Source organism: Bacillus sp. USDA818B3_A (genome assembly GCF_009928415.1).
In the GTDB taxonomy this organism is placed as follows: domain Bacteria; phylum Bacillota; class Bacilli; order Bacillales; family Cytobacillaceae; genus Neobacillus.
Window position 1 is genome coordinate 540,631 of record NZ_JAABNN010000003.1, and the last position, 13,099, is coordinate 553,729.

11 protein-coding genes are annotated in these 13,099 nt (G+C 41.1%); 3 read left to right on the forward strand and 8 right to left on the reverse strand.

Features of this window, described 5'->3' with window-relative positions; all coding sequences use genetic code 11:
* Positions 1-17: 17 nt before the first annotated feature.
* The 5 genes from recD2 to cymR all read right to left on the reverse strand — a co-directional run bounded on the left by recD2 (position 18) and on the right by cymR (position 6,450).
* Positions 18-2,429 (reverse strand): SF1B family DNA helicase RecD2, encoded by a 2,412-nt coding sequence (gene recD2 / locus GXK58_RS09070; protein WP_160721881.1) that lies wholly within the window; start codon positions 2,427-2,429, stop codon positions 18-20.
* Between the two features lie 31 nt (positions 2,430-2,460).
* Complete coding sequence (locus GXK58_RS09075) at positions 2,461-3,114, reverse strand: tetratricopeptide repeat protein (protein ID WP_160721883.1); 654 nt, start codon at positions 3,112-3,114, stop codon at positions 2,461-2,463.
* 528 nt (positions 3,115-3,642) lie between these two features.
* Positions 3,643-4,761, reverse strand: coding sequence for a tRNA 2-thiouridine(34) synthase MnmA (mnmA, locus tag GXK58_RS09080; RefSeq protein ID WP_160721885.1), 1,119 nt, complete (start codon positions 4,759-4,761; stop codon positions 3,643-3,645).
* A gap of 36 nt (positions 4,762-4,797) precedes the next feature.
* Positions 4,798-5,940 (reverse strand): cysteine desulfurase family protein, encoded by a 1,143-nt coding sequence (locus GXK58_RS09085; protein ID WP_160721887.1) that lies wholly within the window; start codon positions 5,938-5,940, stop codon positions 4,798-4,800.
* Positions 5,941-6,030: 90 nt separating this feature from the next.
* Positions 6,031-6,450: a cysteine metabolism transcriptional regulator CymR gene (cymR, locus tag GXK58_RS09090; protein WP_160721889.1), complete on the reverse strand. Its 420-nt coding sequence runs from the start codon at positions 6,448-6,450 to the stop codon at positions 6,031-6,033.
* Between the two features lie 236 nt (positions 6,451-6,686).
* Between cymR and GXK58_RS09095 the strand changes: the two genes are divergently transcribed.
* The 3 genes from GXK58_RS09095 to GXK58_RS09105 all read left to right on the forward strand — a co-directional run bounded on the left by GXK58_RS09095 (position 6,687) and on the right by GXK58_RS09105 (position 10,158).
* Entirely contained in the window at positions 6,687-8,093 is a 1,407-nt protein-coding gene (locus GXK58_RS09095; protein ID WP_160721891.1) for a processed acidic surface protein, read from the forward strand.
* A gap of 11 nt (positions 8,094-8,104) precedes the next feature.
* Positions 8,105-8,752: a class D sortase gene (locus GXK58_RS09100; protein ID WP_160722214.1), complete on the forward strand. Its 648-nt coding sequence runs from the start codon at positions 8,105-8,107 to the stop codon at positions 8,750-8,752.
* A 134-nt stretch (positions 8,753-8,886) separates the two neighbouring features.
* Positions 8,887-10,158 carry a replication-associated recombination protein A gene (locus GXK58_RS09105; protein ID WP_160721893.1) on the forward strand — a complete coding sequence of 424 codons (1,272 nt, stop codon included), beginning with the start codon at positions 8,887-8,889 and terminating at the stop codon, positions 10,156-10,158.
* Between the two features lie 54 nt (positions 10,159-10,212).
* Here GXK58_RS09105 and GXK58_RS09110 read toward each other — a convergent pair whose 3' ends face one another.
* The 3 genes from GXK58_RS09110 to GXK58_RS09120 all read right to left on the reverse strand — a co-directional run bounded on the left by GXK58_RS09110 (position 10,213) and on the right by GXK58_RS09120 (position 12,961).
* Complete coding sequence (locus GXK58_RS09110; RefSeq protein WP_160721895.1) at positions 10,213-11,163, reverse strand: ABC transporter permease; 951 nt, start codon at positions 11,161-11,163, stop codon at positions 10,213-10,215.
* Positions 11,156-12,082, reverse strand: a complete 927-nt coding sequence (locus tag GXK58_RS09115; RefSeq protein ID WP_160721897.1) for an ABC transporter ATP-binding protein — start codon at positions 12,080-12,082, stop codon at positions 11,156-11,158. The genes GXK58_RS09110 and GXK58_RS09115 overlap by 8 nt, the downstream gene beginning before the upstream one ends.
* Positions 12,083-12,193: 111 nt before the next feature.
* Entirely contained in the window at positions 12,194-12,961 is a 768-nt protein-coding gene (locus GXK58_RS09120) for a tRNA threonylcarbamoyladenosine dehydratase (RefSeq protein ID WP_160721899.1), read from the reverse strand.
* Between the last annotated feature and the right edge of the window lie 138 nt (positions 12,962-13,099).

Genomic DNA, 13,099 nt, shown 5'->3' on the forward strand with positions numbered 1-13,099 from the left:
CCACCCCCGAACATTTCTTAGTTTCCGTCATTGGTTAGAAAATCATAAGGGGTAACGTTTTCCATTCCGATCATCGGACTTGCTTGCATTAATATTTCTTCATAAGATAATTCACTGTCGATCTCTTGATTCGTTTGGGCAACAAGGACGATAGAATCTTGCAGCTTTTGGCAGAGTGTCGTTTGTCGTTGAAGCTCATCTGAGCGTTCTATCCCCATTCTAAGGGCATCTTCCTCCCCGCAAATAATTAGGGATTGTTTACTTCTTGTGATGGCGGTATAGATTAGATTTCTTTGCAGCATCCGATAGTAGCTTCTTGTGATTGGCATAATAACAATAGGAAATTCACTGCCCTGTGATTTATGAACTGAACAGCAATAGGCATGTGTAATTTGATTTAAATCCTGTCTGGTATACTCCACTTCATTACCTTCAAAAGAGATATAAATCATGTCTTGCTTTTCGGTATTTTCTCTTGCATAAATAATCGAGATAATTTCCCCGATATCACCGTTAAAGACATTGCTATCCGGCTGGTTCACCAGCTGAAGCACCTTATCGCCAATTCGGTATTTAACATCCCCAAAGGCGATTTCCTTACGTTTTCCGTCAGGATTAGGATTAAAGATCTCCTGAAGTAATACATTTAAACGGTCAATACCTGCCGGCCCCCGGTACATCGGGGCAAGAACTTGGATATCCTTTGATGTATATCCTTTGTTTTTGGCATTCAAGGCTACTTTTTCAACTACTTGAGCGACCTGTGCGGTTGAACATTTGATGAAAGACCGATCCGCTTGTTTCGCTGTGACATTTGGCGGCAAGTAACCTTTTTTTATATCATGCGCCAGTTCGATAATGGAAGATCCCTCAGCTTGGCGGTAAATATCGGTAAGGCGGACGGTCGGAATCCTTTCTGATTTCAGCATATCCTTTAGCACTTGTCCTGGACCGACCGAAGGAAGCTGATCCTCATCGCCTACCATGATGACTTGAATATGTTCCGGCAGGGCCTTAAACAATTGATTAGCGAGCCATATATCGAGCATCGAGGTCTCATCCACTATCAATATTTTACCCTCTAGAGGACTTGCATCATCACGGTCAAATCCTTCCGATCCATTAAAACCAAGCAAGCGGTGAATAGTGACAGCCGGCAGCCCTGTGGATTCAGTCATCCGTTTCGCCGCTCTTCCGGTGGGGGCCGCAAGTAAGATAGGGAACGGTTCATCTTTTTTATAGTAATCCTTCGGCTCTAATGAACAGCCGTGAAGTTCGCCGTACAGTTCAACAATCCCTTTAATTACCGTTGTTTTACCTGTTCCCGGACCACCCGTTAGGATGAGCATTGGAGACATGAGCGCCGTTTGGATCGCTTCTCTCTGGGAAGGAGCATATTGCACGCCCAAGCGTTCTTCTAATCCGCCCAATGCCAAAAGGAACTCAGACTCAGGGAATTGGTTACTGTATTCGGTTTGCTTTAAGATTCGGTTAATATTAGTAACCAGGCCTTTTTCTGCGAAAAATAATGTTGGAAGATAAATACGTTTTTCCTCACCGATTATTTTCCCTTCCTCTTCAAGCTTAATCAGCTCATTTGAGATCTCGCTGTATTCAATTTGATCACTTTTATTGTCTTCAAGCAGTGTCTTTACCTGTTCAAGTAAATCCTCTGCATGTAAATAGACATGGCCCGTCTGCATACAATCATTTTCAAGGGTATAAAGGCATGCCGCTTTAATTCGATCAGGATGACTGCCGGTAATCCCCAGCTGATAGCCAAGCTCATCGGCACGGCCAAACCCGATCCCCTCAATATCCTCAACAAGCTGAAAGGGATTCTTTTGAATAATGGAAAGCGTCTCTTCTTTATAGGCTTGGTAGATTCTCATGGAAATCTGCGGACCAAATCCATATTGATTAAGTGCGACCATGACTTGTTCAAGTCCCTGGTGCTCCATTAAGGTATCATAAAGTGTTTTTGCTTTTTCTGGAGGAAGCTTGGGAATGGAATCGAGCAATGAAGGTTCATTCAGAATTTTAGAGATTGCATTTTCCCCGAGCGTTTCAACTATATTTTCAGCCGTCTTTTTTCCGATACCTTTAAACATTTCACCTGATAGATAGGCAATGACCCCTTGTTTGGTCTGCGGCATGTCCTTCCTGAAATGTTGAGTATGGAACTGTACCCCAAACTTTGGGTGATCCTTAAACTCCCCGTAAAAGACATACGTTTCCTGCTCGTGGATTTTCGGGAAATACCCTGTGACCACCGCTTCTTTGTCATCATATTGATCATTTGTTTCATCGACACGAATTCTAAGAACGGTATATAGATTGTTTTCATTATGAAAAATCGTTACGATGGGTCTTCCCTTTACGAACTTTCCTTGCTCGGCAAATAGATCAAGGGTGTCTTGTTTTTCCATTCTGCTCCCTCCTTTCGGCTACTTTGATTTATTAAAGATTTTGTTCAAGTAAATTTTTTGCGTGGCCCGCGAGTAAGTGGTCCGGCTGGATTTCGAGTGCTTTGTTAAACATGGCTAATGCCTTATCTTGATTTTCCTTAAATGCATAGGAAACGCCCAAGTTATAGTAGGCATCTGAATGTTTTGGATCTAGTTCGATACATGCCTTTAGCTGCACGGTCGCTTCGTCAATAAGTTCATTTTGAGCGAGGCATAGTCCATATTGGAAGCGTGCTTCTGAGTCATTTTCGTTCAGTTCGACACTTCGCTGCAGGTATGGCAAGGCTTGTCTGCCTTGATTTAATTGCAGGTGGGTTAATCCTAACATAAAATATGTATCACTAGAGTCGAGCCCTTTTTTCATGGCTTGCTCAAATACTTGTTTCGCTTCCTCGAAGCGGTCGTGACTGAATAGGATGTTACCGATGCTATAGTAAGCAGCAGCGGCGTTTTCATCGATTTCGATCGCTTTTTGATAGAATCTAATGGCTTTTTCATCGTCCCCGACTGCTGAGAGGACATTGCCAAAATTGATGTAGGCTACTGGGTCTTGTGGGTTTTGTTCAATGGCTTCATTGAAGGCCTTTGCCGCCTCTTCCCAGTTTCCTTCTTGCATGTATTTAACACCTAATTGGTTTTTATCCATTTTTTCAACTCCAATCCTAAATGAAAGTATATCATATTTTAAGTAAAAGTTATCCTGAGATACTAGGATGGTGGTGTAGAATTGGATTCCGCCGTTTTTTGTGTTTTTCCCGCGTATTTCGGGATTTTTTCCGCGCGTTTTCTAATTAATTCCGCCTACTTTCTAATTAATTCCGCGCGATTCCTTATTTTTTCCGCCAAACATTAAAACAAGCTATTCTCGTGCGTCGAACCTGGCGCGGAATTCCTCCGATTTTAGGATTTTTCCAGCGCATTTTGGGATTTTTCCCGCGCGTTTTCTAATTAATTCCGCGCGATTCCTTATTTTTTCCGCCAAACATCAAAACAAGCTATACTAGTGCGTCAAACCTAGGGCGGAATTCGGCCGGTTTTAAGATTTATCCAGCGTGTTTTCTATTTAATTCCGCCAGCTTCCAAATTATTTCCGCGCACTTTTCTTTTTTTTCCCGCTAAACAGTCTGAACCCCACAAAAAAAGACCTGACTCCAAAAAGGAATCAGGATCTCTCTTAGCCCACATAGGTTAAACGTTCACCATCTTTATAAACTTCATCAATCGTTCCGCCGCCCAGGCATTCATCACCATTATAGAACACAACTGCCTGTCCTGGAGTAATCGCACGGATTGGTTCATGGAAGAGCACCTGTACTTTGTCACCCTCTAGAAGGCGAACCGTTACTTTGTTGTCTTCCTGACGATAGCGGAATTTCGCTGTGCATTCAAATTCAGCAGGCTTCTCACGGTCCGAAACCCAGCTAACATTTACAGCAGTAATCGCATCAGAATAAAGTTTCTCATGATGGAACCCTTGTCCAACATATAGGATATTTCTTTTTAAATCCTTACCGATGGCAAACCATGGCTCACCCGATCCGCCAATTCCAAGACCATGACGCTGGCCGATGGTATGATACATCAACCCTTCATGTTTGCCCTTAACTTCTCCTTCAAAGGTCTCCATGTTTCCAGGCTGCGCTGGCAGATACTGACCTAAGAACTCTTTAAAGTTCCGTTCGCCAATAAAACAAATACCCGTACTGTCCTTTTTCGTTGCAGTAGCAAGCTCTGCCTCCTTGGCAATTTCCCGAACTCTGGATTTTTCAAGATTACCAATTGGGAACATCACTTTACTTAACTGCTCCTGCGATAATTGGTTTAGGAAATACGTTTGGTCCTTATTTTCATCAAGGCCGCGCAGCATCTTATATTCGCCGTCTCGGTACTCTACACGAGCATAATGCCCTGTAGCAAGATAGTCCGCACCAAGGTTCACGGCATGCTCCAGGAAGGCTTTAAACTTGATTTCTTTGTTACACATTACGTCAGGGTTTGGTGTCCTGCCCGCTTTATATTCATCAAGGAAATAGGTAAATACCTTATCCCAATATTGTTTTTCAAAGTTTACCGCATAATAAGGAATGCCAATTTGATTGCAGACACGAATAACGTCCTCATAATCTTCTGTCGCTGTACAAACACCGTTCTCATCGGTGTCATCCCAGTTTTTCATAAAAATCCCGATAACGTCATACCCCTGCTGCTTCAATAAAAGCGCTGCAACCGAGGAATCTACTCCACCTGACATTCCTACCACTACACGTATATCTTTTGGATCTTTTTTTTTCATGATTTCACCTCTCCTTCAAGCATGTTAACTAAAACTCTATTTTTTCAGGCGCTTAACAATTTTCATAAGTTCGTCAGCAGCTTTAATCACGTCTTCGGTTGTCGTATTAAAGCCAAAGCTGAAGCGGATAGAATTTGTCAGCCGCGCTGATTGTTTACCAAACATGGCAACAAGAACATGGGATGGCTCGATTGAACCGGCCGTACAAGCTGAACCGCTTGAAACAGCTACTCCTGCTAAATCAAGATTGACCAGCATGGCCTCCACACTAGTTCCCGGAAAGCTTAAGTTTAATACATGTGGCAGTGAATATTCAAGCGATCCGTTTATGTTAAAATCAACCTGGCCTTCTCGAAGCTTTTCTATTAATGTTTCTTTTAACTCGATGAACTTCGCTCGTTTTGCCGGCCTTTCTTGATTTGCGATCAAAACAGCTTCATGAAATCCCACAATCGAGGCAACATTTTCCGTCCCGGCCCGTCGTTTTCTTTCTTGATCCCCTCCAAAAAGGCGTGGAGCCAGCTTGACAGCAGATCTTGCGAATAGAAAGCCAACCCCTTTTGGGCCGTTTATTTTGTGAGCCGATACTGATAATAAATCAATTTTACTTTGATCAACATCAATCTCTTCTATTCCATAAGCCTGTACAGCATCTGTATGAAAAAAAGCCTGATGATCTTGCAGCAGTTCGCCAATTTCATTAATCGGCTGGATTGTGCCCACTTCGTTATTGCCGTACATGATAGATACTAGAATCGTATCATCCCTCAATGCCGCTTTTAGGTCGCGGATCGAAATTCGTCCAGTTTCATCAACCGGGAGGTAGGTAATCTCATATCCGTTTTTTTCTAACCTTTGACAGGCATGGAGGATAGCATGATGTTCTACCTCCGTTGTTATGATGTGTTTGCCTTTCATTTGATAACTCTCAGCCACACCAAACAACGCCATATTATCTGCTTCGGTCCCGCCGCCTGTAAAAATAATTTCCGTCTCACGCGCACCAATACTGCGGGCAAGCGCAGCCCGGGCTAAATCGATATAATGACGTGCCTCCCTGCCATAGGAATGAATACTGGAGGGATTTCCAAACACGGTATTCATAACGGTTACCATCTTGTCTATCACACTAGGATGCATCGGACTGGTTGCAGCATGGTCAAGATAGATTCGTTCCATAATTACACCTTCAATCAAGATAGTTCTAATAATATCTAAAGTCACCTAAATAAATAGGTGACTAGTCGACTCTTACTATTATTTTTAACATTAAATATAAAACATATAACCTTCTGTCTCCTGGTCATCACTATGGCTTGCCAGATCTTCTAATGTCGTGTTGTCAAGGACATTTCTAATTGCATCACGGATCCGAATCCAAAGCTCCCGCTTTGCTGGCTCTTCATCCTCTATCCCTTCAACAGGGGTGATTGGACCTTCTAATACGCGGATAACATCTCCTGCGGTAATTTTTGTAGGATGATTTGTTAGTTCATACCCACCATAAGCTCCACGGATACTTTTTACTAATCCGGCATTTCGTAATGGAGCAATCAGCTGCTCTAAATAATGCTCGGATAAATCATTTGCCTGAGCAATCGTTTTTAAAGAAGTAGGACCTTCACCATGTTTTTTCGCCAGTTCAATCATAATGGTCAACCCATATCGACCTTTAGTAGAAATCTTCATCTCACGCACCCCAATTCATTAATGTATCTATTAAATAAAATAATCTCAGTAAAATGATAGGCATTAAAAATTATAACATATTCTTCTTTAATATGCTTTTTTCGCAAAAATGATAAAAATCAATTTGCTTTAAAAAATTTTGACTCATCACCTTGCCAAAAAATCCCCATTGTTAATATTTTGAAATTATTTTATAATTTGCTAGAAAAGTAAATAGAGAAAAAAGGAGAAACTGCATGAAAAAACTGGGGGCAATTATACTGACATTTGCATTGTTAATCGGTTTATCCCCGCAACTAACAATGGCAGCTCAAAACACTAATTTTGAGCAGGAACTGTCGCAATATCTACAAAAAGTAAGCCAAGAACGAGGGTTTAAAGTATCAAGAGATATGATTGAAGAGTCACTGGCTCTAAATGGAGAAAGTATTGAAGACTATCAATCTGTTAAAGAAATGGAAGACTCCCTTGGTGAAGTAATCAAAGCAGATTTGAGCAACTTAGACTCAATCTATGAAGAGTATGAGCTGGATAAAGACAGTCTTAATGAATTGTTAAATGAGTACGGGGAAGAGATTAATGATTATATTTTCCTTAATGACCTTGATCAAGCTGTTTCCTTCTATTCAGAAGACAGCACTTTTGAGCGAGATCCAGATTTCGACCAAAATCTTGCTAATTATTTAACACAGATATCCACAGAACGAGGCTTTGAAGTGACCAAAGAGAAGATTGAAGCGTCTCTCAGCCTTTATGAGACGAGTCTGGATGAGTTTGAAACGGTAAAGGATCTAAGTGATTTCTTAGGGGACGTCATTAAAGCGGACCTATCAAATCTAGATTATTTTAAAGAAAATTATGACCTGGACCAGCAAGCCTTACTTAAACTTTTAGAGGATAATGGAAAAACCATCAACGATTACGTATTCATCGACGACCTGGAGCAAACGGTCTGGGAGTTAAATGGCGGCGACTTCCCAGGGATGGACGAGGAAATTATTGGTGAACTGCTTCCTATTTTTCAAGAAGAAGTGGATTTAACCGATGAAGAACTTCAACGGCTTGAAGACCATTTACTGTCCTTGGAGGACCATTTTACTGATCCAGAAACCCTGGCGGAACTAGAAGAATTGGGCAATCGCATGATGGCTTTCGAAGATTTTGATACAGCGGACGAGCTTTCTTCCGAACAAATTGCAGAGTTAGCGTCCATTTATGAAGAATTACTATCTATTTTTCAACTAAAGGTTTCTTACAGCCTCGTTGCTAGTGGTAAAGATACACCTATTTCTTTAATCGATTTAATGCATTTAGAGGAATTAAAAGGGGCAAATCTTAAAGTAATGATCTACAGTTTGGACGGGAAATTTTTAGCGGACCTTATTGTGACAGGAGAAATGGTTGATTCTGGCACAGTAGTTGATACTGGTGAACAAATTAAGGATTCTGCTGATGAAGCAGCAAAAACGGTAGAACAATCACCAGTCATTAAGAAGAAACCCCAGAAGGAAGCACCGGCAAGTAAGACAGTAAAAGGAGCTAAACTTCCAAAGACTGCTTCTGATTATCTTCCACAAGCACTGCTGGGACTATTCTTTGTTGCAGCTGGACTCTTTACGTACCGAAAAGTAAGGAATGTTTAAAATTGGAATCAATAAAAAATCATAGGGTCAAACGCAAAAAGCGTTTGATTCTTCTTTCCTTAAGTATTGTTTTTATTGTTTTTGGTCTTTGGTTTTCTACTACTAATATCTTTAAATTTGCAAAAGGCTATTATATTTACAAGACCCATTCCCAAAACTCTCAGACAACTGCCGCTTCCAAACCTAATACAATGGTCAACCAAGTGGAAAAAGAGAGAGAACAAGAGCTGTATCCTGTCCGTCCTAAAATGGGAGAAGAAATGGGAGAGCTGTTTATTCCGAAATTAAATGCAACCTTACCCATCTTTCATGGAACCAATGAGGATGAGTTGGCAAAAGGCGTGGGGCATTTTGCCGAAAGTGTGCTGCCAGGTGAAAATGACAATTCTGTCCTATCCGGCCACAGGGATACTGTATTCCGCAAACTCGGTGAAGTCGGCAAAGGCGATGAATTAATTGTTCGAACGTCAGCTGGTGAATTCACATACAGAGTCAACAAAGTACGGATTGTTGATGCGGATGATCGGACTGTTATTGTTCCAAAACCTAGAGCTACACTAACGGTTAGTACCTGTTATCCCTTTAACTATATCGGACCAGCGCCTAAACGCTATATACTGGTCGCCTATCTAGTTTCCAAAACAATCAGTAAAGAATGAATGTACTTTAAAGCCTCTGATTCCTCAAATTGGAACCCGAGGCTATTCATGTTTGGACCAAATCTGTATCGCTTTTTGTGTTTATAATGATATGTTAAGATTAGGGAATGAACGATTCTGTTGGAGAGATGATTATGAATCAGAAACCATTAGCATTTCGAATGCGTCCAAGAACCATTGAAGAAGTTGTCGGTCAGCAGCATCTAGTTGGACATGGAAAAATTATTGCCAGAATGGTAAAGGCAAAACAGCTGACCTCCATGATATTATATGGACCGCCTGGCATTGGGAAAACATCAATCGCAAGTGCAATTGCCGGAAGTACCAAATATGCTTTTAGAACACTTAACGCTGTCACCAACAATAAAAAGGATATGGAAATTGTTGCTGCCGAAGCAAAAATGTCCGGCAAGGTCATCCTTCTTTTGGATGAAGTCCATCGATTAGATAAGGCTAAGCAGGATTTTTTACTCCCTTATTTGGAAAACGGAATGATTGTATTAATAGGGGCTACAACGAGCAATCCTTATCACGCGATCAACCCAGCAATCCGAAGCCGCTGTCAAATCTTCGAGCTAAAGCCTTTGTCTCCGGAAGAAGTGAAGCAAGCCATACTGCGGGCGCTCATGGATGAAGAACGCGGCTATGGGAAAGAAAAAGTGGAGATTTCTGAAGAAGCTTTATTGCATTTTGCTCAAGGTTCTAACGGGGATGTCCGTAGTTCCTTGAATGCACTGGAGCTGGCAATTCTATCGACAGATAAAAATGATGATGGGACGATCCATATTGATGTGGAAACTGCCGAGGAGTGCTTGCAGAAGAAAAGTTTGGTTGCCGATAAAGATGGAGATGGTCATTATGATGTCCTCTCAGCTTTTCAGAAGTCCATTCGTGGAAGTGATGTGAACGCTGCCCTCCACTATCTTGGACGTCTAATAGAAGCCGGTGACATGCCAAGTATCAGCCGAAGATTGATCGTGATTGCCTATGAGGACATAGGTTTAGCCAATCCTCAAGCAGGAGCAAGGACACTCGCCGCGATTGAAACGGCTGAACGGATTGGATTTCCCGAAGCAAGAATTCCACTCGCAAATGCTGTCATCGAACTTTGCTTATCACCAAAATCGAATTCAGCTGTAATAGCCATTCAAGCGGCTTTAGACGATATTCAAAAAGGCATTGTGGGTGAAGTACCCGATCACCTTAAAGATGCCCATTATAAAGGCGCAAAAGACCTAGGCAGAGGGATTGGCTACTTATACCCGCACGACTACGAAAACGGCTGGGTTCCACAGCAATATCTGCCGAATAAATTAAAAAATAAACAATACTATCAGCCAAAGAAAACAGGAAAATTTGAACAAGCCCTAGCTTCGGTCTACGAAAAATTAACAAGATCAAAATAGCACAAACAGTGACAGGCACCATGTGAATTCTTCACATGGTGCCTGTCACTGTTTTTATGCCGCTACGTCTCGTTTTTTGAAGGTGTAGAATGCTAGGAACTGGAATAGGATGAAGTAGATGGCTAGCATGATGATTGAAAAGGTCAATGACATTCCTTCAATCAGTGGTGTACCTTCGAGATATTGGGTAAGGTCGGTATTGGCAAAGAGAATATATTTTGCCCAATCAAATCTCATGGCCAGTAAGGCTGTAAATTGAGCTCCGGTAAATAAGAAAAATAACGAGAGTCCGATTGCAAGTGAACTATTTCTAAACACGGCAGAAATCATGAATGCCATGGTAACCAGCATAATCATATCAATCGAGCTTAGCCCATAATAGATCAATAAATGAATCACTATGTTCTGCTCTGAAACATGACCATTGCTATAATTCAAATAGGAAACTGCCTTGTCAGGCATCCCAAACAAAATGGCTCCTAATAGACTAGATAAAACAAATAAAATCGCAATCAGTAACATGGCAAATAAGAGGACTGTCAAATATTTTGCTAATAGGATTTTCGTCCGATTAATCGGCCGGATCAATAGCAGCTTAATCGTCCCCCAGTTGAACTCACTGGCTACAATGCCCGCAGATACGATAATAATAAATACTCCGGCCAGCATGATAAGCTGCGAGGAATCTTTTACAAAAGACCAAACCGTATATTCCTCTTTAGGTGGAATATTATGCTGGATTCGATAAGCGTTAATGGCAATTTCTCTTTTAAAATATTGTTTTTCCGCTTGAGTCCGGCTTTTGTCCATCTGTTGTTTTAAGGCATTGTTTTCATCCTGTAAAATCTGCTGCCAGTTTTTATCCTGCTGTATATCCATGCTATTATGCTGTGACTTAATCACAATTCCAACCAGGGACAGGGATAAAACAAGAATCGCAAGCATCACAATGGTTCCCGGGCGTCTAAAGATTTTCATCCACTCATTTTTTATTAAATTAACCACGAATAGCTGCCTCCTTTTCAGATGTTACTTCAAGGAAGCGATCCTCTAATGTCTTTGCCACTTCCCTAACCCCAAAAATAGAAATGTCTTCCGCAACCAATAATTTAACTAAATCTGGAACTTCCTCTTTTTTCATTTCAATGGTTAAGCCGTTTCTCGAACGGCCGGCCTTAACATTGGGGTAATTCTCCTCCAACAGATCCAGTGCTTTTTCACTTGGCACTACTTCAAGTTCAAAGGCTGTTTTTGCATTATGTACAAATTCCCGGACAAGTTCTACATCTATTAACTTGCCATCCTGTATGATACCAATTCGGTCACACATCATTTCCATTTCAGACAGTAGATGACTAGATACAATCACGGCCATATTTTTTTCTCTGGCTAGCAGACGGACATAGTCACGTATCTCTCTAATTCCCGCAGGATCTAAACCATTCGTTGGCTCATCAAGAATTAACACCTGAGGATCATGTAAGAGGCATTGAGCCAGCCCTAATCGCTGCCTCATTCCAAGCGAATAAGTTTTTACTTTGTCATTTATTCGTTCGGTTAATCCTACCAATTCTACTGTTTCATCAATTTTTTCCTTAGTGATTCCTTTAACCATGCGTGCATAATGAACCAAGTTCTGATAACCCGTCAAGAATTTGTACATTTCTGGATTTTCAACGATGGCTCCGATATGACGTACGGCATCCTCGAACTGCGATTTAATGCTGCAGCCGCCAATTGTAATGTCACCAGAGGTTATGCCCATCAAACCGACAATCATTCGAATCGTAGTCGTTTTCCCTGCTCCGTTTGGGCCTAAAAAACCAAAGACCTCCCCTTTATTAACCTGGAAGCTGATCTGATCTATGATTGTTCTCCCTTTAATTACCTTTGTCACATTTTTTAATTCTACGATTGTTTCCAAGTTCTCACTCCTCTCTAAACAAACTATCCTTATCCATTTTACCTGAAATTAACAAAGTATTCCTGCCCTATTGAAAAAAGCTCTAAACTATAATAGTTTAGAGCCCCTCGTTTATTTTTCATCGGAAACGCGCTGTATCTTAATGTCTTTTAATAATTGTCTTACCACATAGCTTGCCATGATGAGGCCGGCTGCAGAAGGGACGAATGCATTGGACGCTGGCGGCATTTGCGCTTTGCGGATTGGTGCATTCTCATTTCCAACTTCTTTTTTGACATCTTCGCGAATCACAATTGGACTTTCATCCGAGAAGACGACAGGAATTCCCTTATGGATTCGCTCCTTACGAAGTCTGGTGCGAATAACCTTTGCAATCGGGTCAGTATGCGTTTTTGAAATATCGGCAATTTGGAAACGGGTCGGATCCATTTTGTTCGCTGCACCCATACTCGAAATGATGGGGATATTTCTTTTTAAACATTCCTTCATTAAATGAATTTTATAAACAATCGTATCAGAGGCATCAACAACAAAATCTAAATTATGACTAAAGATTTCTTCATACGTTTCCTCTGTATAAAACATTTTTAAAGAGATAACTTCACAATCAGGATTAATGTCCCTAATCCGCTCCTCCATGATTTCTACTTTTGGTCTCCCAACCGTAGATAATAGGGCAATCAGCTGACGGTTAATATTCGTTATATCCACATCGTCTTTATCAATCAAAATTAATTTACCAACACCAGAACGGGCCAAAGCTTCAGCGGCAAATGAACCAACACCCCCGATTCCTAAAACAGCAACCGTACTGTTCTTCATAATATTTAATCCTTCTTTACCAATAGCAAGCTCATTACGAGAAAATTGATGCAGCATGATTTTCACTCCAAATTAATATTCACTTTTATATATTTTTCTACATTAGGATATATCATACCATCCTATAAAAACAAGTAATTCAGTAGGATTTATGTAATAGAAAAGCGGAAGCGCCTTGAACAGGGGCGACAGGCA